This is a genomic window from Glutamicibacter sp. 363, from assembly GCF_052379505.1.
Taxonomy (GTDB): Bacteria; Actinomycetota; Actinomycetes; order Actinomycetales; family Micrococcaceae; genus Glutamicibacter.
Genome location: NZ_JBQSYR010000021.1, coordinates 23702 through 46506 on the forward strand (window position 1 = coordinate 23702; position 22805 = coordinate 46506).

The window sequence follows — 22805 nt, forward strand, 5'->3', positions numbered from 1 at the left end:
ATTTCGGTTGTAGCGTGTGACTCATGAGCACCGAACCGAGCTACGCCCTGCAACTGCTGATCTCACGCCTCGAGCAGCACCTGACCGTAGTTTCCCAGAGCCGCGGGTCGGCCGACGCCGCGGTTGATGCGGCCTTCGGCTCGCTCGCCGAAGCGTTCGAGAGCTATGAGGATGCACTCTACGAGCAATATTCCGAACTTCTTCCGTTCACCATACCTACGGATGACGACGATGACGAGTGAGTACGGCCACGGTTTGAATTTCCCTGCGAAAGCCGTGTAATCACCAATACGCCCCTCGAAATGACGTAGTGTCAAGGGGTGAATTGGTTTGAAGCAGCTTTCCTCGGATTAATCCAGGGCCTGACAGAGTTCTTGCCCATCTCCTCATCGGCCCACTTGCGCATCGTGGGCGAGCTTTTGCCCAACGCGCAAGATCCCGGTGCGGCCTTTACCGCGATCACCCAGTTGGGGACCGAAACCGCGGTGGTCGTCTTCTTCTGGCGCGATATCGTGCGGATTATCGGCGCCTGGTTCCGGGCGATCACCGGCAAGATCCCGCATTCGGACCCGGACGCAAAAATGGGTTGGCTGATCATCGTCGGTTCCCTGCCGATCGCCATCCTGGGCCTCCTGCTCGAAGACTATATCGACTCGAACTTCCGTTCGCTGTGGATCGTGGCGACCATGCTGGTGCTCTTCGGCCTGTTCCTGGCCATCGCCGACCATTACGGCAAGCAGGAGCGCACGCTGGATAAGCTCACCGTCAAGCACGGCGTGTTCTACGGCTTCGCCCAGGCGATGGCCCTGATCCCCGGCGTGTCGCGCTCCGGCGGCACGATCACCGCCGGGTTGCTCATGGGCTATACCCGGGAAGCCGCCGCACGCTATTCCTTCCTGCTGGCCATCCCCGCGGTATACGCCTCGGGGCTGTACAAGCTGGCCAAATCCTTCTCCGAGCCCGGGGTCTACACGCTGGCGCAGACCGGATTGGCCACCGCGATCGCCTTCGTCGTGGGCTTCCTGATCGTGGGCTGGTTCCTGAAGTACGTCTCCACCCACTCCTACCGGCTCTTCGTCTGGTACCGGATCCTCTTGGGCCTGGGATTGTTCGTATTCCTGAGCCTCGGAATGATCAGCGCCTAAAACTCTGTAGCCCGCGCGGGAATAAACCTTGCGCTCGTTGACTTGCCCTTAAAGGAAGATCGTCTATACATCTGCGAAAGGATGTACTCAGTGCTCGCGTGGAAGTCTCCGCAAGTGCCACATGTTGTTGGCTCCGCACCTATTCTGGAGGTCTTCGACACCTCCAGCGGAACCAAGCAGGCCACCGCTCCGGCCGATCAGGCCAACGCCCCGGCAAGCATGTATGTCTGCGGGATCACCCCGTACGACGCCACCCATATGGGACACGCCGCCACCTACGTCACCTTCGACTTGCTGCACCGCACCTGGCTGGATAACGGCCGCGAGGTCACCTACACGCAGAACATCACCGACGTGGATGACCCGCTGCTCGAGCGGGCCACCGCCACCGGGGTCGACTGGCAGGACCTCGCCGAAGACCAGATTCAGCTCTTCCGCGAGGATATGGAAGCGCTGAACGTGATTCCGCCGCAGCACTACATCGGCGCGGTCGAATCGGTGCACTGGCTGGTTCCGGTGGTCGAGCGGCTGCTCGCCGCGGACCTGGCCTACCGGGTGCCGGCCGACGCGGACGGGGTGGAAGGGGATATCTACTTCGATACCCTGGGTTCGGAGAACGGCGCCTGGAAACTCGGCCAGGTCTCCAACTACGACCGCGAGACGATGCTCGGCTTCTTCGCCGAACGCGGCGGGGACCCGGACCGCACGGGCAAGCGCGACCCCTTGGATCCGCTGCTCTGGCGCATGGCCCGAGAAGGCGAACCCTCCTGGGCGGGCGGCGAGCTGGGCACCGGGCGCCCGGGCTGGCATATCGAGTGTTCGGTGATCGCGCGCAGGACCCTTCCGGCCCCGTTCACCGTGCAGGGCGGCGGATCGGACCTGATCTTCCCGCACCACGAATTCTCCGCGGCGCACGCCGCAGCCGATGACCAGACCGCCTTGGCCCAGGCCTATGTGCACACCGGCATGGTGGGCCTGGACGGCGAGAAGATGAGCAAGTCCCTGGGCAACCTGGTGCTCGTCTCCAAGCTGCGCGCCGCCGGGGTGGAACCGGTGGCCATCCGCGCGGTGCTGCTTTCGCAGCACTACCGGACGAACTGGTCCTGGACCGGGCAGCTGCTCGCCCAAGCCCAGGAACGCGTGGCCACCTGGCGGGCCCGGATCGCCGGCGCCGGGCTGGCCGAAGCCACCGCGCTGCTGACCCGGATCCGCTCGCGCATGGCCGATGACCTCAACGCCCCTGCGGCCTTGGAAGCCATCGACCAGTGGGCCGCCACCGCGGCCGAAGGCAGCGGGGAAGGCAGCGAGCTGCTCGCCCGCGGAATCGATTCCCTGCTGGGGCTGAAGCTCTAGCGGCAGCCTGGCTCCCCACAAACCGGTCCGCGGCGTTCGGCACCGGCTTGTGGGGAGTTTTTTATGCCCGAAGAATCAGATCTCGAAGTCCGGGCCGTGCTCTTCGCCGCGGGCGCGTCCCCGGCGGCGCAGGTAGCGTTCGAATTCGCGGGCGATGGATTCGCCGCTGGCCTCGGGAAGTTCGCTGGCATCCGAGGCCTGCTCGAGCTGCTGCACGTATTTGGCGACCTCCGGATCCGCGGCCGAGAGCTCGTCCACCCCGCGCGTCCAGGCGCCGGCATCCTCGCGGAGCTTCTGCGAGGAAACCTGCATCGGAACCAGCTCCTCGATCATCTCCACGATCGCCAGTTCCACCCGCGGGCTGGGCGCTTGGGCCACATAGTGCGAGAGCTGCGCCCAGAGCGACATGGTGGGAATGCCGTGTTTTTCGAATTCGGCCCCGAGCACCGCCGGAATCCCGGTGGGCCCCTCATAGCGGGAGGCCGAAAGCTTGAAGTACTCCTGCAACTTCGGATGATCGCTGTTGAGCACCGTGGGCACCGGCCGGGTGTGCGGCACATCGGCCAATAAGGCGCCCAGGGAGAGCACCACATGGACGTTTTCCGCCTTGGCGTGCTTCACGATCTGCGCGCAGAATCCCTGCCACCTAAAGGTCGGCTCCACCCCGACGACGAGCAGCAGATCCGCCGGGGCGAGCGGATTGTCCAACCGGTAGAGCTCGGTGGTTGGCCACTCGATGATCCGGCCTTCGGCGGTCACCCGCGACTGCGGCCGGGTGAACTGGTAGTCGTAGTAGTCGTCCTCGCCCACGGTGGCCAGATGCTTCGGGGCGCCGCTGTTCAGAATGCGGCGCACCGCGTCGCTGGCGGCCGAACCGGCATCGTTCCACCCCTCGAAGGCCGAAATCAGCACGGTGGGACGCATCTCATGTTCGGTTTGCGCAACGAAGCCGTTCAGCGTTGGTGCGTGGTATTCCTCGCTCATGACTTGCCCCTCTCCAGCCTGCGCACCGCCCCGGCAGAGGCGGCGAAGCGGTTTAGCCCCACTCTTCCATCTAGAATGGACTCATGCCAAGCACCAAATCAGCGTTCGATGCAAAAGTTCCAGCCCCCGGCCCCCACGCGGTGCTCTGGGATATGGACGGTACCCTCATCGACACCGAACCCTATTGGATCGCCGCGGAGATGGAACTGGTCAAATCCCACGGCGGAAGCTGGAGCGAGGAACAGGCGTTCAACCTGGTCGGCCAGGCACTGCCCAACGGGGCGAAAATCCTCCAGCAGGCCGGGGTGGACCTGGGCGTCCGGGAGATCATCGAACACCTCTCCGGTCAAGTCGTCGCCGGCCTGACCAGTGACGTGCCCTGGCGGCCCGGCGCCCTTGAACTGCTGCGCGCACTGCATCGGGAGGGAATTCCGCAGGCGCTGGTGACCATGAGCGAGCGCAGCATCGTTGGCGAGCTGATGGCGGCGCTCCCGGAAGGGATCTTCACCGCCAGCGTCACCGGCGAAGAAGTCACCCGCGGCAAGCCGGACCCCGAACCCTACCGGCGCGGATTGGCGTTGCTCGGCGAGCAGCTCGGCCGCCGGTTCGACCCCGCACGCTGCATCGGCTTCGAGGATTCCAAGCCCGGAATCACCTCGGCGGCCGCGGCGGGACTGCACGCGGTGCTGATCCCCAACGCGACGGACCCCGGGGTGGGGAACTGGCGGCGTATCGATACGCTGGTGGACGTAAATCTAGAGACGATGACCGATTGGCTGGTGCAGGTTAACGCGTGAGCGAAGCTACTGAAAAAGCCCCGGGGCTGAAACTCGGCCGCATCGGCGGGGTGCCGGTGTACCTGTCGAATTCCTGGTTCATCATCACCGCGGTGATCACCGTGGCCATCGGGGTGCAACTGTCGAATAATGCGCTGATCCCGCCGCTGGTCGCCTACCTGCTGGGTTTCGCCTGCGCCGTGGTGATCGCGCTGGCCGTGCTCGTGCACGAGGTGGCCCACGCGCTGACCGCCCGCGCCTTCAAATGGCCCGACGCGCATATTGTGCTGACCCTGATGGGCGGGCACACCCAATTCGGCTCCTTCAAGGCCAAACCCGGCGCCTCGCTCGCGGTGGCCATGGCCGGGCCGCTGTCGAACTTTGTGCTCGCCGGCCTCGCCTGGCTGGCGCTGCAGCTGCCGGAGCTCGGGTTGTACCCGGGCTTGCTGCTGAACTTCTTCGTCTACGCGAACCTGCTGCTCGGCGCGTTCAACGCCCTGCCCGGCTTGCCCTTGGATGGCGGCCGGCTGGTGGAGTCCGCGGTCTGGAAGCTGACCGGCTCCCAGTTCAAGGGAACGATCGCCGCCTCCTGGGTGGGCCGTTTCATCGTCATCGGCGTCCTGGCCTGGTTCATCGTGGTGCCGTTCCTCAAGGGCGAGCAACCCCAGCTGCTGACCATGGTGGTCGGGGTGATGGTGGCGGTCTTCATGTGGCAGGCCACCACGGCGCTGATCAACCACGCCAAGATGATGCTGAACCTGCCCAAGGTGATCGCCGGGGACCTGATGTCCCCGGCCAGCGCGATGATGTCGGTGGCCACGGTGGCCGACGTGCTCACCCGCAGGCGGAACCGCGGCGGTCAGATCATCCTGGTCGACCCGCAAGGCATGCCCTGCGGCGTGGTCGACGAGCAGGCGTTGAGCCGGGTGGACCCGGCCTCGGCCGCGCAGGTCTCCGCGCTGGCGGTATCCCGCGCCCTGGGCCGCGGCGCCGTCGTAGCCCAGGACTCCGACGGCCGCCAGCTCATCGACTACCTGGCCAGCGTGAGCACCGCAGAGTACGCGGTCATCGATGCGCGCGGCACCGTGGTGGGTCTGCTGCACCAACGCAAGATCATCGCGGCCGTCACCGGCCGCAAAGCCTAAAAGCTCTACAACAAAGGAAAACTCAGTGAGTGCTCAGAACACCGCAGCGCCGCATGGCGCGAATGCCCGGCGCGGCCCCTTCCGCGTCGGAGACCGCGTCCAGCTGACCGACCAGAAGCGCCGGATCAACACCATCACCCTGGAGGACGGCGGAGAATTCCACACCCACCAGGGAGTGCTGGGACATGACGCGATCATCGGGGCGCTGGAAGGCAGCGTGATCGAAAACGTCGAAGGCGTGCGCTACCAGGTGCTGCGTCCGCTGGCGAAGGACTTCGTGCTGTCCATGCCGCGCGGCGCGGCCGTGGTCTACCCCAAGGATGCCGCGCAGATCATCCAGTTCGGCGACATCTTCCCCGGAGCGCGCGTGGTGGAGGCCGGCGTGGGTTCCGGAGCGCTGTCGATCTCGCTGTTGCGCGCGGTCGGCGACCAGGGCTACCTGCATTCCTATGAGCGCCGCGAAGAATTTGCGGATATCGCCCGCGGCAATATCTCCACGGTCTTCGGCGGTGAGCACCCGGCCTGGCATTTGTCCATCGGCGACTTCCAGGAGAAGGTGCTCGAGCTGGAGGAACCGGGCAGCGTGGACCGCGTGGTGCTGGACATGCTTTCGCCCTGGGAATGCCTGGACGCGGTAGCGACCGTACTGGCTCCGGGCGGGGTGTGGACCAACTATGTGGCCACCGTGACCCAGATGTCCCGCGTGGTGGAGGCGATTCGCGCCTCGGGGCAGTTCACCGAGCCCGAATGCTTCGAAACCATGGTGCGCGGCTGGCACGTTGATGGCCTGGCGGTCCGCCCGGATCACCGCATGGTGGCGCACACCGCATTCTTGATCACCGCCCGCCGCCTGGCCGACGCCCAGGACGGCATCCCGAAGGCCAAGCGCATCAAGGAGCACGGCTACTCGGCCGAGGACCTGAACGCCTGGACACGGGAGCATGACAAGGAGCAGTGGACCGAAACCGCGCTTGGCGAACGCGGTATTTCGCCGAAGAAGCTGCGTCGTGCCGCCAAGGACGCCAACCGTCCGAACCGGATCCGCGAAGGCGAAAACGTCTCAGATACCGAGAACTAGCGTTTCAATATGTGAACTAAAGCCCCGGGAAATTCAATCCCGGGGCTTTACGTTCATAGGATGGACTCAGAACGACCCGCACAGCCAGCACCAGTAGCTGGCCACGCGTGGCGAACGGCGAGGTTTGGGAGAATACAACGTGAGCGAAAACAACGAGGCGCAACGCGTCGCCGAACGGCTTCAGATGACCGAACGCCAGGTCAACGTGCTGCGCGAGAAGAACCGCAACCTGGACAAGCAGCTTGCCGGGATCAGCGGAAACAACCAGCGCCTCGTGGCCCTGTTGGAGCAGACTCGCGAACAGATCATCAACCTCAAATCCGCGCTGGAAAAAGACGGCGATACCCCGTTCAGCCACGGCACCATCGTGGCCAAGCACCCACGCAAGCATCCCGAAGCAGGCCTGGGCATCGAAACCACCGCCGCGCAGGCGGTGGATGTGATCCACTCCGGACGCAAGATGCGTGTGGCCATCAGCCCGCTGCTGGATTTCGCCAAGCTGCACGTTGGCCAGCAGGTGCTGCTCAACGAGGCGCTGGTGGTCGTTGCGGGCCTGGGCTACGAGCAGTCCGGCGACCTGGTCACGATCAAGGAAATCCTCGAAGACCACCAGGCGGTGGTGATGGCGCGCGGCGATGACCAGCGAGTCATCGAATTCGCCGAGCCGCTGCGCGGGGAACACCTGCGCGTCGGGGACCAGCTCACCATCGATGCCCGCACCGGTCTGGCGGTCAACCGGGTGCAGCTGACCGATATGCAGTCGCTGGTGCTCGAAGAGGTGCCGGATATCGACTATTCCGATATCGGCGGCCTGAATTCGCAGATCGAAGCGATCCAAGACTCGGTGGAGCTGCCTTTTGCCCACCCCGAGCTCTACCGCGAACACGGGCTGAGCGCACCGAAAGGCATCCTGCTCTACGGCCCTCCGGGCTGCGGCAAGACGCTGATCGCCAAGGCCGTGGCCAATTCCCTGGCCCAGCGCGCCGCGGCCCGCAAGGGCACCGGCCAGGCGAGAAGCTACTTCCTGAATATCAAGGGTCCGGAACTGCTCGATAAGTATGTGGGCGAAACCGAACGGCATATCCGGCTGATTTTCGCCCGAGCCCGGGAGAAGGCGCTGCACGGGGACCCGGTGGTGGTGTTCTTCGACGAGATGGAATCCCTCTTCCGCACCCGCGGGTCCGGGCTGTCCTCGGATGTGGAAACCACCATCGTGCCGCAGCTGCTGGCCGAAATCGACGGGGTGGAACGCCTGGATAACGTGATCGTCATCGGCGCGTCCAACCGCGAGGACATGATCGACCCGGCGATCCTCCGCCCGGGACGGTTGGATGTGAAGATCAAGATCCGCCGCCCCGACGCGCGAGGGGCCAGCGAAATCTTCGGCAAATACCTGACCACCGAGCTGCCGCTGCACGAATCCGAGGTGGCCGCCGACTCCGGGGACGCCCAAGAGACCGTGGACCGGATGATCGCCGGCACCGTAGCGGCCATGTACTCCACCGAGCAGTTCAACGAATTCTTGGAGGTCACCTACGTCAACGGCCAGGTGGAGGTGCTCTACTTCAAGGACTTCTCCTCCGGCGCGGTCATCCACAATGTGGTGGACCGGGCCAAGAAGCACGCGATCAAGGCGCTGATCACCAGCGGGGAACGCGGGCTGAAGATGGAATACCTGCTGCGCGCGGTGCGCGAGGAATTCGCCGAGCACGAGGATATGCCAAATACCACCAACCCGGATGACTGGGCGCGGATCTCCGGGCGCAAGGGCGAGCGGATCAGCCACATCCGTTCGCTGGTCAAGGCGAAGGACGCCTTGTGAGCGCCCGGCGCCTGGTCGGCCTGGAAACCGAATACGGGATCATTCGACCCGCGATGCCGCAAGCCAACTCGACGGTGCTCTCGGCGCAGATCGTCGACGCCTACGCCCAGCTGGTGCGCGACTCCGGCTCCGATGCCCGGGCCGCGCGCTGGGACTACTCCGATGAATCGCCGCTGGCCGATGCGCGCGGGCATTCGGTGGATCGTGCCCTTGCGCATCCGAGCCAGCTGACCGACTCCGAGCCCACGCTGGGGGACTCCGCGGTCTGGACGGCCGAATCGATTGCGCTGGACGGCAACGACGCCCGCGTCGGCGCCACGCTGTACCAGGAGAAGGACGCCACCGATGTGGTGATGAACATGGTGCTCGGCAACGGCGCGCGGCTCTACGTGGATCACGCGCACCCCGAATATTCCAGCCCCGAGGTCACCTCGCCGCGCGCCGCGGTGCTCTGGGACCATGCCGGGGACGAGGTGATGCGCCGGGCTGCGGCTAGCGCCGCAACGCTGGGCAGCGGCGAATTGCTGCTCTACAAGAACAACACGGACAACAAATCCGTCTCCTATGGTTCGCACGAAAACTATCTGGTGCCACGCGAGGTGGAATTCTCCGCGCTGGTCAGCGGGCTGACCGCCTTCTTCGCGACACGGCAGATCTTCTGCGGCGCCGGACGCGTGGGCCGCGGCATGCTCGGGCGCGGGGCCGAATTCCAGATCTCCCAGCGCGCCGACTTCTTCGAGGCCGAGGTGGGCCTGGAAACCACCATCAACCGCCCGATCATCAATACCCGCGACGAACCGCACGCCAACTGGGACAAGTACCGCCGGCTGCACGTGATCATCGGGGACGCGAACCTCGGACAGATTTCCACGCTTCTGCGTGTGGGCACCACCAATCTGGTGCTCAGCCTCATCGAAGCGGGAATGTCCCCGAAGCTCGAGCTGGCGGACCCGGTGGCCGCGCTGCAGCAGATCAGCCACGACCCCTCGCTGCGCGCCACGGTGGCGCTGCGCGGCGGCCGCAGTCTCACTGCAATTCAGATCCAGCGCAGCTACCTGGAGGCCGCCGAAAGCTTCTGCGCGCAGCGGGATCTGCAAGATCCGGATACCACCGAGATCCTTCGCCGCTGGCGCGACATCCTGGACACGCTCGAAAGGGATCCGCTGGAAGCGGCCGCGCAGGTCGATTGGGTGGCGAAGTACAAGCTGATGAAGTCCTTCACCGAACGGCACTCGGTGGGCTTCGATGATGCCCGGGTGGCCCTGATGGATCTGCAATGGGCGGATCTTCGCCTGGACAAGGGCCTGTATTACCGGATGGCTTCGCGGGGCCTGATCGAAACCATCTTCAGCCAAGCCGAAATCAACGCCGCGGTGGATCATCCGCCCGAGGATACCCGCGCCTACCTGCGCGGCATGACGCTGCAGCGCTATGCGCCATATGTGGTGGCCGCGAACTGGGACGCGTTGTCCTTCTCGGTGCCCGGCGCCCGCAAGGTCAGCCGATTCCACATGCCCGAGCCGCTGGCCGGCAGCCGGGCGCAGGTGGGGGAGCTCTTCGACGCCGAACTGGAAATCGCCGAGTTCATCGAGCAGTTGGCACGACGGCGCTAAACGGCGCAGAATGAAAACCAGAGGCGCGCAAAAACGTGGCGTTTCGACAGACTTTAGGAGAAGACCATGACCCAGGAAAATTTCTCAGCTCGCCGCGAAACCCAAGCGCAAGCGCTCGAAACCGAGCAGGTGCAGGCGAACACGACCGGCACCAGCGCAGGCGTCGATGACCTGCTCGATGAAATCGACTCGGTGCTCGAGTCGAATGCCGAAGAGTTCGTGCGTGGATTCGTCCAAAAGGGTGGCCAGTAACCCGCGGGTGCAGCAGGTAACCGTTGCCTATGGGCAACATCATTGAGGGGAAGTAACTTCTGGTGGATCGCAGAATCTTCGGTCTGGAGACCGAGTTTGGGCTGAATTACGTGCCGTCCGACGGGCGGCGGCTCACCCCGGAAGACGCGGCCCGGCACCTTTTCCGGCCGGTCGTCGCCTGGGGGCGTAGCTCCAACGTGTTCCTGAACAACGGTTCGCGGCTCTATCTCGACGTCGGTTCCCATCCGGAATACGCCACCGCCGAATGCGATCAGCTCCTGCAGCTGATCGCCCATGACCGGGCGGGGGAGGCGGTGATGCTCGATTTGGTCGAGCAGGCCGAGGAGCAGCTGCTCGAAGAAGGCCACGAGGGCCGTTTGTTCCTGTTCAAGAACAACGTGGACTCGGCCGGCAACTCCTACGGCTGCCACGAGAACTACTTGATTCCACGCAAAATCGAGTTCAAGCGGCTCGCCGACATGCTCATTCCATTTTTGGTCACCCGCCAGCTGCTCTGCGGTGCCGGGCATCTGGTGCAGGTTCAGGACCAAACCAAATTTGTGTTCTCCCAGCGTGCGGACCATATGTGGGAGGGCGTCTCCTCGGCGACCACCCGTTCGAGGCCGATTATCAACACCCGCGACGAACCGCATGCCGATGCCGAATACCATCGCCGCCTGCATGTCATCGTGGGGGATTCCTCGATGAGCGAAACCACGCAGCTGCTGAAGATCGGGGCCACCGACCTGGTCTTGCGGCTGATCGAGTCGGGGGAGATCTACCATGATCTGCGCCTGGAAAATCCGATCCGCTCGATCCGCAGCATCTCCCATGAATTCACCGGCCAAACGGTGGTGCGTTTGATGTCCGGCGACGAGCCGACGGCCTTGCAATTGCAGTGGAAGATCCTGGAACTGGTCAAGGCGTTTGTGGCCCGCCATGGGGCACACCACGACCAGGTCGAACGGGTTCTCGAATTGTGGGAGCGGGTGCTCGTCGCCATCGAAAGCCAGGACTTCTCGCCGATCGACCAGGATATCGACTGGGCGATCAAGCACAAGCTGATCACCGGATATGCGAAGAAGAACGACTTGGCACTGGATTCGCCTCGGATCGCGCAGCTGAACCTGACCTATCACGACATCGACCCGAACCGCGGGCTCTTCCATCTGTTGCGCCGCCGCGGACTGGCCAGTTCGGTGCTTGATCCGGCGATGATCCACGACGCGGTGGAGAACCCGCCGGCCACCACCCGTGCGGCTCTGCGCAGCAAATTCATTCGCGCCGCGCGCGCCACCGGCCGGCGCTACTCAACCGACTGGGTCCATATGAAGTATGAGGAAGGCGAGGGCGGGGTCGTGTTGTGCAAGGATCCCTTTGCCACCTCTAATTCGGCGGTTGATGAGCTCATTGATGTGATGCGCCGCCCCGTATGACCAGCTGAAAACAAGTATTTTCACAGTAAATACCCCTAAGCTAGATGCAGATCGTCGCGCGCCCTTGCTTCGGCAAGATGCGTCAGCAGAACAAATAATTCTTATCGGAAAGAAGATTCGTGCGAAAAGTTTTGGCAGTATGTGCAACCGCGTCCGTCTTGGCCCTCGTCTCCTGTGGTTCGGGCTCCAGCTCCGTGAGCAAGGTCGAGGTGAAGCCAGCCGCAGACGAGCAGACCGCGCCCGAGGTTAATTTCAAGGCTCCGCTGCTTACCGAGAAGGAAGAGGCAGTCACCGTCGTCGAGGGTGATGGTCCCGATATCAAAGATGGCGACACCATCGACATCCAGTCGGGCCTCTACAAGACCATCGACGGGCAGCTGACCAACGAAAACTTCACCGGCGCCACCACGCAGATGCCGGTGGACGCCACGCTTAAAGAGCAGATGCCTGAACTCTATGAGACCCTGCTGACCTCGCAGGTCGGGGACTGGATCGCCTACGCGGCCATCGACGGAGTGCAGCAGCCCGACGGCAGCATCGCCGAGCCTGCCGAGGGCGCTCGCGCCGAACGCCTGATCGTCATCAAGATCGCCGACTCCGTCGGTGCCAGCAAGCCGCTGACCCAGGACGAGGTCAAGAAGCTGAAGGACGACGGGAAACTGCCAACCGTAAAGACCGGCAAGGGCGACCCGATCATCACCATCCCTAAGGACACCGAGGCACCCGAGGGCCTCGTAGTGGATGTCCTCGAAGAGGGCACCGGTCCGGAAGCCACCGAAACCGCCAGCGCCAACGTCCACTACCACGGCGTGCGTTGGGAAGACGGCAAGAAGTTTGACGGGAACTTCGGCGACGACAAGGGCTTTGACATGCAGATGTCCGGCGGCGTGATCGAGGGCTGGCTCGAAGGCCTGAAGGGCCTGAAGGAAGGCAGCAAGGTCTTGCTGACCATCCCGTCGAATATGGCCTACGGTGACGACGCTTCCTCCGGACGTCCAACCGGACCGCTGGTGTTCTACGTAGAATTAGACAAGGTAACCGAAAGCAAGTAACAGAAAGGCCGTAAACATGTCCTTTGGAGAACGTAATTACGACCGCACCAAGCCTGAAATCGACTTTCCAGGTACCGACGCGCCCACCGAACTGGTCATCACCGACCTGATCGAGGGCGACGGCGCCGAGGTCACCCCGGGCACCACCGTCCAGGCGCACTATGTAGGCGTTTCCTGGTCCACGGGCGAAGAGTTCGACGCGTCCTGGAACCGTGGTTCGACCCTCGACTTCCCAGTGGGCGTCGGCATGGTCATCCAGGGTTGGGACCAGGGCCTGTTGGGCATGAAGGTCGGCGGCCGCCGCCGTCTGGAGATCCCTTCCGAGTTGGCCTACGGCGAACGCGGCGCACCGGGCGCCATCGCGCCGAACGAAGCCTTGATCTTCGTGGTTGACCTGATGGGCACCAAATAATTCATTGAAGAAAGCCCCAAGAGTTGCGTACATTTTCGCAATTCTTGGGGCTTTCCTCGTCTTCAAAGTCTTAGATCGGCGCGGAAGTTCGTTAGGGTAGGCACGTGAGCACAAAGCAGAGTGACGGACCCAGCAAGGCGGAACGCCTGACAAGTCTCATCTACGCGTTGGCGACTACCGAACGGAAGTTCAATGCCGAACGCATCGGAGACTATCTGAACCCCGGCGGCAACCCGGAGGCCCGTGAAAAGGCCATCGAACGGTTGAAGGATGAGATCCGCAACGAGTTCGGGCTGCGGCTGATCTCCGAAAGCATCGACGGGACGGCGTACTACCGGATAGATACCAGCGACTGGTTCCTGCCCGCAGTGAACTTCACCGTCGCCGAAACCGGGCTGATCGCCCTCGCGGCGAGCCTCTGGAAGGATTCGAAACTCCAAGCCCTCGCGCTCAGCGCCGCCGCGCGCATCACCGGCACGCAGAGCACCGAGCTGAGCATCGCACCCTATGCCGCGGCAATGCTCCCGCGGCTATCCATGGACGACCCAAATTTCAAGACCTGCGCGCTGGCGGTCTTCAACAGGAAAACGCTGAAGTTCGACTACCAGGACGCCCAGGGAAACACGAGCAAGCGTGTGGTGGATATGTGGGGGATCGGCCAACGATTCGGCAATTGGTACTTCACCGGCTGGGACCACTCGCGCGCCGCGCCGCGCGTTTTCAGGCTCAACCGCGTGCAGGGAAACTTTGCCACCCAGGTTCGCCGCGACGGCGCGTCCAGCGGGGATTACCGGGCACGGCCAGAAGATTTTTCGATGACCCGGGTGCTGCAGGATTTTGACCTGCGCAACCCCGGGCATCTCGCGGTGGTGGAACTGCTCGACGAGCGGGCCACCCCGCTGCGGGCCCGGGCGATCAATGGGACGCGCAGCTCCGCGACGCTCAATATCGGATATGCCGACCGGCATTCCTTTGCGGCCGAGCTAGCCAGCTACGGGGCGTCCATCAGGGTTCTGGAACCAGCACCACTGGTTTCCCAGGTGGCCGCTATTCTCCGCCAGGCCCGTGCGGCGCAGGCCGATATTCCCACGCGCCCGGCGGTGCAGAGCGCAAAGTTCACGCCGCACCGCGCCATGGGACGAAGCTCAACCGCCCAGCAGGTGATGCGGAATATCGACATGATCCAGTTCGTGGTCGCCCAGGGCTCGGCGACCATCGGCGAGTTGAGCGAACGCTACTCGTTGACGCAGGCGAAGGTCCGCGACGAGCTGGCGATGATCATGATGTGCGGTGTGCCAAATGGCCAGCACGATGAACTGATCAACGTGAACGATGGCGATCTGGATTCGGACGTAGTCACCATCTCCAACGCGGCCCTGCTTGCCGAACCGCAAAAGCTTGCCCCGCTGGAAGCCGTCGCGGTGCTGGGCGGTTTGAACGCCCTGGGCAGCATCCCGGAATTTGAACACCGCGACGTGCTGCAGACCGCGTTGGAGAAGATCAATGCCGCGGTGGCACGCTTCGAGGGGTGGAATGGGGCGTTGGGCTTTGCCTTGACCCAGGTCCGCGAGCATGACACTCCGGGCCAGCTGATCCAGGCGCTGCGCAACGCCGAGGTCGTGGAAATCGACTACTATTCGGCGAATTCGCAAACCCACCAGTTGCGCGTCATTGAACCCTTGCGGATCATCGAAGACGGTCCGGTCCAGTACCTGCGTGCGTGGTGCCGTACCCGCGAGGCAATCCTCACCTTCCGGGTTGACCGCGTGCTCGAAGTCACGCTCACCGGGGAGCGCTTTGAACTCACCGAGCGCCATCGGGATGTCGAGAAGCTGGATTTCAGCTATTCGGCAAACAGCGATGATCTAGTAGTTGAATTTTTCGTGCATCAGGACGTTCTGCCGGTGATCGAGGCGTTCAACCCGGTAGCATGGTCTCAATCCAAGGTTGACTCGGGTCATCTCGCGAAAGTGCAGCTATCGGACCATCTCGTTGCGGCCCCTTGGGTGGCCCGCAACGGCGGTAAGATTGCTGTAGTCGCCCCTGACGCTACACGCGAACGCGTGACTAAGTGGTTGGACGACGCTATCAGAATGTATGAGGATTGATAGATGCTTCCTTGGTGGTTTTGGGTTCTCCTATGGACCGTCCTAGTCCTTGCAACGCTGCTCCTGGCGGTGTTTGCCGGCTTCCGTTTGTTCCGCCGCGGCATGGCCGTGCTCGGCAGCGCCTCGGACGCGGCTGACCATATTAGCGGCGAATTCGCCAAGCCCGGCAGCGTAGTTGACTACGCGCCGGTGGGGCGGCGGTACCCCCACGGAACCGATGCAACTCATGGCGATCCAGAGAAGATCTCCAAGAAGAGGCTGAAGGGCAAAGCCGAACGAATCGAGGCGCGACGTGTTAAGCGCGTGGCTCGTCGCAGTGATCGAGGACAGGCGCAAAACATGCGCGATCTGAATCTGTTCTGACGTAGACTTAAGTTTGAGAGAAGGGAACCAACATGTTTGGTGGTTTACAGGGATGGCATTTGGTCATCATTATCGTTTTGGCATTGCTGCTCTTCGGTGCGCCGAAGCTTCCGGGTTTGGCGCGCTCAATGGGTCAGTCACTGCGTATTTTCAAGTCTGAGGTTCGTCAGATGAAAGACGATGACAAGCCGGAAACCGTTGACGGGACCGTGAATGAACCGAATCCCGACGAAAAGAACAACTCGTAGACCTTTTCAGTGGTAAATAGCAAAGATAAGGCACCGCGGTCCAAGAAAAAGACGCGGTCCAAAGACGCCGAGGGGCGGATGTCCCTCAAAGACCACCTGATCGAAGCGCGCAATCGGCTCTTCAAGTCGTTGATCGCCCTGGCGATCGGTACCGTGGCAGGGTTCTTCCTCTACGACGAACTCCTCGCGCTGCTCATCGAACCGGTGAAGGCAGCCGGGGGATCGGTGAACTTCACCGCGGTAATGTCTCCTTTCGACATTCTGCTGAAGGTCGCGATCTTCGTTGGCATAGTCGCTTCCTCCCCGGTCTGGATCTACCAGATCTGGGCCTTTATCGTGCCCGGATTGAAAAAGAAGGAACGCCGCCTGGGCTATTCCTTCGCCGCCGCAGCCGCACCCTTGTTCCTCGGTGGCGTGGCCATGGCCTACTTCGTGCTTCCTTTTGCATTGCAGTTCTTTATCGGGCTGGCTCCGGAGAATTCCGAAACTCTGTTCACCATCGATACCTACCTGCCATTTATCTTCCGCCTGCTGCTCGCCTTCGGCCTGGCCATGCTGGTACCGGTCTTGATGGTGGGTTTGAACATGGTCGGAGTGCTGCATTCAAAGGTCATTCTCAAGAACTGGCGGATTACCGTCTTCCTCATCGCCCTCGTGGCAGCCATGGCGGCACCAGGCGGCGACGCGATCACCATGTTCGCGCTAGCTGGACCGCTCTTCCTGACCTTCGCAGCGGCCACGCTGTTCTGCTTCCTGAACGACAAGAAGCGGGCCAAGAAGCAGGCGGCACAAGATGCGGCAAACGAGAATATGGCGGACGGGACCGCCTCATCGATCGATGAACCAAGTACCGAGGTCTAGCACCAATAGCTAAGTGTTTCGGAACGGCGATCCCGTTCCAGAAAGTGAACGGCCGATAGTGACTTCACCCGCGGAGCGATACGCGAATTCCAAGGAACGACAGGTCGAAAGCGGCACCTATTTGCCCGACTTCCGTGCCAGCGTGTCCTTCAACCTCGACGAATTCCAGTCCCAAGCCTGCCAGTCGGTGGCCAACGGCCATAGCGTGCTGGTCGCCGCGCCCACCGGTGCGGGCAAGACGGTAGTCGGTGAATTCGCTATCTATCAGGCGATTCACGAGCACCGCAAGGCCTTCTACACCACCCCGATCAAGGCGTTGAGCAACCAGAAGTATTCCGAACTGGTCAAACGCTACGGGCCGGAGCAGGTCGGGCTGCTCACCGGCGACACCTCGATCAACAGCGAAGCCCAAGTGGTGGTCATGACCACCGAAGTGCTGCGCAATATGCTCTATGCGGACTCCCGCACGCTGGACGGGCTGGGCTACGTGATCATGGATGAGGTCCATTACCTCGCCGATAAGTTCCGTGGCGCGGTGTGGGAAGAAGTCATCATCCACCTGCCCTCGAACGTACAGACAATTTCCTTGTCGGCCACCGTATCCAACGCCGAGGAATTCGGTGGTTGGCTGGACACCGTGCGCGGGCAGACCGACATCATCGTCTCCGAGCATCGCCCCGTCCCGCTCTTTCAGCACGTGATGGTCGGCCCTGAGCTCGTGGATCTCTTCGCCGAAGACGTCGCCTTTGACCGGGCGGCGGACGAAGATGCCAAGATCAGCGTCAACCCCGAATTGCGCAAGCTGGTTCGCAGCAACCGTCCGGCCGGACGCCCCCAGCGTGGCGGACGGGGTCCGCAACGCGGCCGTGCCCAAGGACCGGGCCAGAGCCGCCGGGTCAGCCGCCGCGACGTGATCTCCCGGTTGGATAAGGCCGAACTGCTGCCGGCGATCTTCTTCATCTTCTCCCGCAAGGGCTGCGACATGGCCCTGCAGCAGTGCGTCTCGGCGGATCTGCGGCTCACTACGAACGAGGAAGCCGCGCAGATCGCCGAGGTGCTGGATGAGGTCGCCTACCGGATACCCGGTGAGGACCTCGATGTGCTCGAATTCTGGTCCTGGCGCGACGGACTGCTGCGCGGGATCGCCTCGCACCATGCAGGCCTTCTGCCGATCTTCAAAGAAATTGTGGAAGACCTTTTCGCCCGAAATCTGATCAAGGTGGTCTTCGCGACCGAAACGCTGGCCTTGGGTGTTAATATGCCGGCCCGTTCGGTGGTGCTGGAAAAGCTGGTGAAATTCAACGGCGAATCCCATGTGCAGATCTCCTCGGGGGAGTACACCCAGCTCACCGGGCGTGCAGGACGCCGCGGCATCGATGTTGAGGGCCACTCGATCGTGCTGTGGAATCCGGATATCGAACCGGAAGCCTTGGCCGGGTTGGCCTCCCGGCGTACCTACCCGCTGAACTCTTCCTTCCGCCCGACCTACAACATGTCCACCAACCTGCTGGCGCAGTTCGGACGCGAACAGACCCGCCAGATCCTGGAGTCGTCTTTCGCGCAGTATCAGGCGGACCGTTCGGTGGTCGGCATGGCGCGGCAGGTGCGTTCGCGCGAGGAGTCGTTGGCCGGCTACGAGAAGTCCATGGAATGCCATCTGGGGGACTTCCGCGAATATCTGAAACTCCAACGCGACCTTTCCGAAGCCGAGAAGCGGGCGGCCAAGAACCGCAAGAACCTGCGCCGCTCGGCCGCAGAAAATTCCCTGCAGTCGGTGATCCGCGGCGATGTCGTTGATCTGCCCGGCGGACGACGATTCGGGCGGGCGGTCATCGTCGCCCTGGACGAGTCGCTGTACAAGCCGCGCCACACGGTACTGACCGAAGAAGGCCAACTGCGCCGGCTCTCCGTCGATGACCTCAACGGTCCGATAGAGATCATCTCCCGCATCCGGATCCCCAAGGGGTTCACCGGAAAGAGCCCGAAGGAACGCCGGGATCTGGCCACCGCCCTGCGCAATGCGATCGCCGATGAACGCCCTCCGCGACAGGACGCCCAGAGCTTCAATTTTGACGGTGCGGACTCCGTCGAACGCGAGAGCGACAAGCTGCGCCTGGCCATGAAGGACCACCCCTGCCACGCCTGCTCCGACCGGGACGCGCATATGCGCTGGGCCGATAGGTACTGGAAGCTGAAGAAGGACACGGACAAGGCACGCCGCGCGATCCGCGGGCGCACCAATACGATCGCCACCGAGTTCGACAAGGTCTGCAAGGTCCTCGAGCGGTTCGACTACCTGATTCCCAGCAATGACGGCGAAGACTACGAAATTACCGCCTCGGGCCGTCGGCTGCGTCGCATCTATGGCGAACGCGACCTGTTGACCAGCCAAGTCCTGGAAACTGGCAAGCTCAACGGGCTGCACCCCGAAGAGCTCTGCGCGGTGGTTGCGGCGCTGGTCTACCAGGGGCGCCGTGACTACGACAGGCCCGATCCGAAGATGCCCACCGACCGGGTCGGCGATATCTGGACCCAGACGATCAATATCTGGGGCACGCTCTCGGACGCCGAGGAGGCACTGGGGCTGAACCCCACCGCACCGCCCGAGGCCGGACTGATCTGGCCCATGTACAAGTGGTCGCGCGGCGCTTCGCTCAACAGCGCACTGCGCGGGGGAGATATGGCCCCGGGCGACTTTGTGCGCTGGGCCAAGCAGGTGATCGACACCCTGGACCAGTTCGGCAAAAACACCGACCTGCCGGTGGAGCTGGTCAGGTCCGCACGCCAGGCAGTTGACCTGGTCAAGCGTGGGGTCATCGCCTATTCGAACGTCCTTGATTAATCGCAGCCGGTTTGAGAACAAAGGAAAATAACTCGTGGCACTAACCCTGTACCGCAATGGATCCATCTATTCCGCGGCCGATCCTTTCGCAACGGCTCTGGTCATCGACGGGGATACCGTCGCCTGGCTGGGCGGTGAAGAGGCCGCCGACCGTTATGCGGCAAAGGCCGATCGGGTGATAGATCTCCAAGGCGCCTTGGTGACCCCGGCGTTTGTGGAGTCCCATGCCCATTTGGCGGCCCTTGGCCGCAGCCTCGGGGGAGCGGACCTGACCGGCGCCGGCTCTGCCACCGAACTGCTCAGCCTGCTGGCGCAGCGTGCCAAAACCGCCGAAGATGTGGTGGTTGGCCAGGGCTGGGACGAAACCGCGTGGTCCGAGCCTTCGCTTCCGAACGAAACGGATCTGACCTCGGCCGCCGCTGGCCGGCCATATTACCTGTCCAGGCGCGACGTGCACAGCGCCCTGGTGAACCGGGAGCTGCTGGACCGCCTCGGTCTGGGCTCCATCACCTCGGGCCTGGTCCGCGGCGCCGAGCACGACGAGGTACGCCGGGCGTTGCTGACCCAAGGCCCAGCGGTGGAGCAATTCCAGCAGCTGGCCCTGGAGCACTACGCCTCGCGTGGCTTTGCCACGGTCGTGGAGATGGCCGCCCCGCAGCTCGAGGGCCGTGCGGCGCTGGACCAGCTGCTGGCCAAGGACCTCACTGCTTTGCCGCAGGTCTACGCTTACTGGGGCGAGCTGGTGGACAGCGCCGAGCAGGCCGATGAACTGATGCGCTCCTTCCCGCCGGGCCGGGTGCTTGGACTTGGCGGAGACCTGAGTGTGGATGGATCGCTAGGCAGCCGCACCGCGTACTTGCGCGAAGACTACAGCGATCAGCCCGGCCACCGCGGCCAGGCCTATCTGAGCGTCGAGCAGATCGCCGGACACCTGATCGCCTGCTCGGAGCAGGGGATCCAGGCAGCGTTCCACGTGATCGGCGATGCGGCCCTGGATCTGCTGCTCGCGGGCTTTGATGCGGCGGCGCAGCGGATCGGTGTAGCCAAGCTGCAGTCGGCGCGGCACCGCTTGGAACATGTGGAGATGGTAGATGAGCCAACTCGTGCACGGTTGCTTTCCTACTCGATCACCGTGTCCATGCAGCCGGGCTTCGACGCGCTCTGGGGCGGCCCTGAAGGCATGTACGAGCAACGCCTAGGCGAGCGCGCGGCAACGATGAACAATCTTTCTGCCATGCTTTCCAGCGGCGTTCCGTTGGTGCTTGGCTCTGACGCCCCGGTCACCGAGGTCGATGGTTGGGCCGTGGTGCGCGCGGCCATGTCCATGAGCAACCCGGAGGCACGTATTTCGGCTCGCGCCGGATTCATGGGCCAAACCCGCTCGACCTATCGTGCGATGGGGGAACTGAACCCGTTTGCCGGGCAGCTGGTTATCGGCGCTCCGGCCACCTTCGCGGTGTGGAGCGCGTCCGAATTGGCGATTCAGACCCCGGATGAGCGGATTAGTTCCTGGAGTACCGATGCCCGGGCGGGAACGCCGATGCTTCCGGTGGTTGATGAAGAGATTCCGCGGTGCTTGCGAACCGTGCGTGCCGGTGCCACGATCTTCGACCGGATGGATTAGCGGAATTAGCCCTCAGCATAATCCCCTCTGCTTCAAGTTCTTCGATATCACAAATCTAGGCTTTGACAAGTATAGATTTAGTGAAGATTGTAGTCACCATATGGTTGACAGCCGGGGTAGGGGAACGACTAGGCTGGGGGACAGCGCCTCATCGTAATGCACTGCATTGCGTTCGAAACGACGCAGTACGATAGCGATCCCCGGTGACCTTAGATAACATTTCGCACGCTTCACGTATGTGAGATTGGGCCGAAGTCACCGGGGATTGCTGTGTCTAATAGTGCTGCGGGTTTCCGGGTGACTATACTTTGAATTTGGCTTTACTCTCCGCCCTGTTCGCAGGTTGGAACTTCTGTTGTATATCTAGAAAGGTGCCGCCGCGTGCGCGTCATTACGATCATTCCGACTTATAACGAATTGGAGTCGCTCCCACTGACGGTGGGGCGTCTTCGACAGGCCGTTCCGGATTCGGATGTTTTGATCGTGGACGATAACTCCCCGGACGGCACCGGTGAACTTGCGGACAAGTTCGCGGCCGAGGACTCATCGGTCCACGTCCTTCACCGGACCGGCAAGGAAGGCCTGGGCGCCGCCTACATCGCTGGCTTCCGCTGGGCGCTGGAACGCGACTACGACGTGCTGGTGGAAATGGACGCCGATGGCTCGCATATGCCTGAGCAGCTTCCACGCCTGCTGGAGGCCAGCGCCGCCGGCGCCGACCTCGTCATTGGTTCACGCTGGGTCAAGGGCGGTGAGGTCGTCAACTGGCCGCTGCACCGCAAGCTGATCTCCCGCGGTGGCAGCTTCTACGCTCGCACCATGCTCGGCCTGCCGCTGCGCGACATTACCGCCGGATACCGCGCCTTCAAGCGCACCACCCTCGAAGCGATCGATTTCGACGCGGTAGAGTCCCGCGGCTACGGATTCCAAGTCGACATGACCTTCCGTGTGGCGATGCTGCGCAAGAAGATCGTCGAGGTTCCGGTGACTTTCGTGGAACGTGAACTTGGCGATTCGAAGATGAGCGGAAACATCGTGTTCGAAGCAATGTGGAACGTGACCCGTTGGGGACTAGGCGCACGTTGGAAGAAACTGACTTCCAAGAAGTAGCGCCAAGAGCGTAGAAAAGGGAGGCGGTTTCCAACTCATCGAGTTGGAAACCGCTTCCCTTTTCTGCAGAAGACTCGAAAACTACGCTGATTCGCCACGCGAAACGCGCAGGTGGGTCAGGCGGTCGCCCAAGATCTTCTCAAGTTCTTCCGTGCTACGACGCTCTAACAGCATGTCCCAGTGGGTACGTACCGGCTTTTCGTTCGCTGCTTCAGGGGCGTTAGCCTCGCCGTGGACCAGCTTTGCCTCTTTGCCGCTCTTGGTGAGCCAAGTGGCAGGAATTTCGGCTTCGGCTGCGAAGACGATGAAAATACCTTCGCCCTCTTCGGTACGGTACTCCACACGCTGACGGGCAGCCGGCTCCACACCTGCCTCAGATTCCATGCTCTGTGCACCCAGGCGCATGCCTCGTAGGCTGCGATCGCTCATGATTTCCCTCCGCGGTGTTTTAAAGAATTCGCTACACGTACCAACGATTGGTCTCACTAAATAATTCCCAGGGAATATTCGCGACACCAAAACATCCATTATACGCGTCGATGGCGGGGTACGTCATGCGCACCCCGCCATCGAACTGATGA

At 62.7% G+C, this 22805-nt stretch carries 21 protein-coding genes; 19 read left to right on the forward strand and 2 right to left on the reverse strand.

Annotated features, from left to right (window positions below; translation table 11 throughout):
- Positions 1-23 precede the first annotated feature (23 nt).
- The 3 genes from ACT3UA_RS13380 to mshC all read left to right on the forward strand — a co-directional run bounded on the left by ACT3UA_RS13380 (position 24) and on the right by mshC (position 2498).
- Positions 24-242, forward strand: a complete 219-nt coding sequence (locus ACT3UA_RS13380) for a hypothetical protein (RefSeq protein WP_096284411.1) — start codon at positions 24-26, stop codon at positions 240-242.
- 78 nt (positions 243-320) lie between these two features.
- Positions 321-1145, forward strand: coding sequence for an undecaprenyl-diphosphate phosphatase (locus tag ACT3UA_RS13385; protein WP_096284413.1), 825 nt, complete (start codon positions 321-323; stop codon positions 1143-1145).
- Positions 1146-1235: 90 nt separating this feature from the next.
- Positions 1236-2498 (forward strand): cysteine--1-D-myo-inosityl 2-amino-2-deoxy-alpha-D-glucopyranoside ligase, encoded by a 1263-nt coding sequence (gene mshC, locus ACT3UA_RS13390; RefSeq protein ID WP_176484110.1) that lies wholly within the window; start codon positions 1236-1238, stop codon positions 2496-2498.
- Positions 2499-2573: 75 nt separating this feature from the next.
- Here mshC and ACT3UA_RS13395 read toward each other — a convergent pair whose 3' ends face one another.
- Positions 2574-3482, reverse strand: coding sequence for a proteasome assembly chaperone family protein (locus tag ACT3UA_RS13395; RefSeq protein ID WP_096284418.1), 909 nt, complete (start codon positions 3480-3482; stop codon positions 2574-2576).
- 83 nt (positions 3483-3565) lie between these two features.
- Here ACT3UA_RS13395 and ACT3UA_RS13400 point away from each other — a divergent pair, with 83 nt between their 5' ends.
- The 16 genes from ACT3UA_RS13400 (at position 3566) to ACT3UA_RS13475 (ending at position 22224) form a co-directional block, all read left to right on the forward strand.
- On the forward strand, positions 3566-4279 hold the full coding sequence (locus ACT3UA_RS13400; RefSeq protein ID WP_444616936.1) for an HAD family hydrolase: 714 nt from the start codon (positions 3566-3568) through the stop codon (positions 4277-4279).
- The gene (locus ACT3UA_RS13405) at positions 4276-5403 is read left to right on the forward strand and encodes a site-2 protease family protein (RefSeq protein WP_444616938.1); all 1128 of its coding nucleotides are present in this window, start codon (positions 4276-4278) and stop codon (positions 5401-5403) included. Before ACT3UA_RS13400 ends, ACT3UA_RS13405 begins: the two co-directional genes overlap by 4 nt.
- 25 nt (positions 5404-5428) lie before the next feature.
- Positions 5429-6481, forward strand: coding sequence for a tRNA (adenine-N1)-methyltransferase (locus ACT3UA_RS13410; protein WP_255248365.1), 1053 nt, complete (start codon positions 5429-5431; stop codon positions 6479-6481).
- A gap of 184 nt (positions 6482-6665) precedes the next feature.
- Positions 6666-8303 carry a proteasome ATPase gene (gene arc, locus ACT3UA_RS13415; RefSeq protein ID WP_105569272.1) on the forward strand — a complete coding sequence of 546 codons (1638 nt, stop codon included), beginning with the start codon at positions 6666-6668 and terminating at the stop codon, positions 8301-8303.
- Positions 8300-9916: a depupylase/deamidase Dop gene (gene dop, locus ACT3UA_RS13420; RefSeq protein WP_444616941.1), complete on the forward strand. Its 1617-nt coding sequence runs from the start codon at positions 8300-8302 to the stop codon at positions 9914-9916. The genes arc and dop overlap by 4 nt, the downstream gene beginning before the upstream one ends.
- 66 nt (positions 9917-9982) lie before the next feature.
- Complete coding sequence (locus ACT3UA_RS13425) at positions 9983-10168, forward strand: ubiquitin-like protein Pup (RefSeq protein WP_444616943.1); 186 nt, start codon at positions 9983-9985, stop codon at positions 10166-10168.
- Positions 10169-10230: 62 nt separating this feature from the next.
- Positions 10231-11604 carry a Pup--protein ligase gene (gene pafA, locus ACT3UA_RS13430; protein WP_444616945.1) on the forward strand — a complete coding sequence of 458 codons (1374 nt, stop codon included), beginning with the start codon at positions 10231-10233 and terminating at the stop codon, positions 11602-11604.
- A gap of 119 nt (positions 11605-11723) precedes the next feature.
- The gene (locus ACT3UA_RS13435) at positions 11724-12656 is read left to right on the forward strand and encodes an FKBP-type peptidyl-prolyl cis-trans isomerase (RefSeq protein ID WP_444616947.1); all 933 of its coding nucleotides are present in this window, start codon (positions 11724-11726) and stop codon (positions 12654-12656) included.
- Positions 12657-12672: 16 nt separating this feature from the next.
- Positions 12673-13068, forward strand: a complete 396-nt coding sequence (locus ACT3UA_RS13440) for an FKBP-type peptidyl-prolyl cis-trans isomerase (RefSeq protein ID WP_096284437.1) — start codon at positions 12673-12675, stop codon at positions 13066-13068.
- 104 nt (positions 13069-13172) lie between these two features.
- Positions 13173-15176 carry a helix-turn-helix transcriptional regulator gene (locus ACT3UA_RS13445; RefSeq protein WP_444616949.1) on the forward strand — a complete coding sequence of 668 codons (2004 nt, stop codon included), beginning with the start codon at positions 13173-13175 and terminating at the stop codon, positions 15174-15176.
- Positions 15177-15179: 3 nt separating this feature from the next.
- A complete protein-coding gene (locus tag ACT3UA_RS13450; RefSeq protein WP_096284441.1) occupies positions 15180-15539 on the forward strand; it encodes a hypothetical protein in 360 nt (119 codons plus the stop codon).
- A 32-nt stretch (positions 15540-15571) separates the two neighbouring features.
- Positions 15572-15787 carry a Sec-independent protein translocase subunit TatA gene (gene tatA / locus ACT3UA_RS13455; RefSeq protein ID WP_096284442.1) on the forward strand — a complete coding sequence of 72 codons (216 nt, stop codon included), beginning with the start codon at positions 15572-15574 and terminating at the stop codon, positions 15785-15787.
- 9 nt (positions 15788-15796) lie between these two features.
- Positions 15797-16648 (forward strand): twin-arginine translocase subunit TatC, encoded by an 852-nt coding sequence (gene tatC / locus ACT3UA_RS13460; protein WP_105569070.1) that lies wholly within the window; start codon positions 15797-15799, stop codon positions 16646-16648.
- A 58-nt stretch (positions 16649-16706) separates the two neighbouring features.
- Positions 16707-19490: a DEAD/DEAH box helicase gene (locus ACT3UA_RS13465; RefSeq protein ID WP_444616952.1), complete on the forward strand. Its 2784-nt coding sequence runs from the start codon at positions 16707-16709 to the stop codon at positions 19488-19490.
- 34 nt (positions 19491-19524) lie between these two features.
- Positions 19525-21114: an amidohydrolase gene (locus ACT3UA_RS13470; protein ID WP_096284448.1), complete on the forward strand. Its 1590-nt coding sequence runs from the start codon at positions 19525-19527 to the stop codon at positions 21112-21114.
- A 381-nt stretch (positions 21115-21495) separates the two neighbouring features.
- Positions 21496-22224, forward strand: coding sequence for a polyprenol monophosphomannose synthase (locus tag ACT3UA_RS13475; RefSeq protein ID WP_096284450.1), 729 nt, complete (start codon positions 21496-21498; stop codon positions 22222-22224).
- Between the two features lie 81 nt (positions 22225-22305).
- Here ACT3UA_RS13475 and ACT3UA_RS13480 read toward each other — a convergent pair whose 3' ends face one another.
- On the reverse strand, positions 22306-22653 hold the full coding sequence (locus tag ACT3UA_RS13480; RefSeq protein ID WP_096284452.1) for an RNA polymerase-binding protein RbpA: 348 nt from the start codon (positions 22651-22653) through the stop codon (positions 22306-22308).
- Positions 22654-22805: the final 152 nt, after the last annotated feature.

Coding starts and splice junctions, on each gene's coding strand:
- ACT3UA_RS13380 (WP_096284411.1), top strand. CDS start 24: ATGAGCACCGAACCGAGCTACGCCCTGCAACTGCTGATCTCACGCCTC.
- ACT3UA_RS13425 (WP_444616943.1), top strand. CDS start 9,983: ATGACCCAGGAAAATTTCTCAGCTCGCCGCGAAACCCAAGCGCAAGCG.
- ACT3UA_RS13400 (WP_444616936.1), top strand. CDS start 3,566: ATGCCAAGCACCAAATCAGCGTTCGATGCAAAAGTTCCAGCCCCCGGC.
- ACT3UA_RS13450 (WP_096284441.1), top strand. CDS start 15,180: ATGCTTCCTTGGTGGTTTTGGGTTCTCCTATGGACCGTCCTAGTCCTT.
- arc (WP_105569272.1), top strand. CDS start 6,666: ATGACCGAACGCCAGGTCAACGTGCTGCGCGAGAAGAACCGCAACCTG.
- tatA (WP_096284442.1), top strand. CDS start 15,572: ATGTTTGGTGGTTTACAGGGATGGCATTTGGTCATCATTATCGTTTTG.
- ACT3UA_RS13440 (WP_096284437.1), top strand. CDS start 12,673: ATGTCCTTTGGAGAACGTAATTACGACCGCACCAAGCCTGAAATCGAC.
- ACT3UA_RS13480 (WP_096284452.1), bottom strand. CDS start 22,653: ATGAGCGATCGCAGCCTACGAGGCATGCGCCTGGGTGCACAGAGCATG.
- ACT3UA_RS13395 (WP_096284418.1), bottom strand. CDS start 3,482: ATGAGCGAGGAATACCACGCACCAACGCTGAACGGCTTCGTTGCGCAA.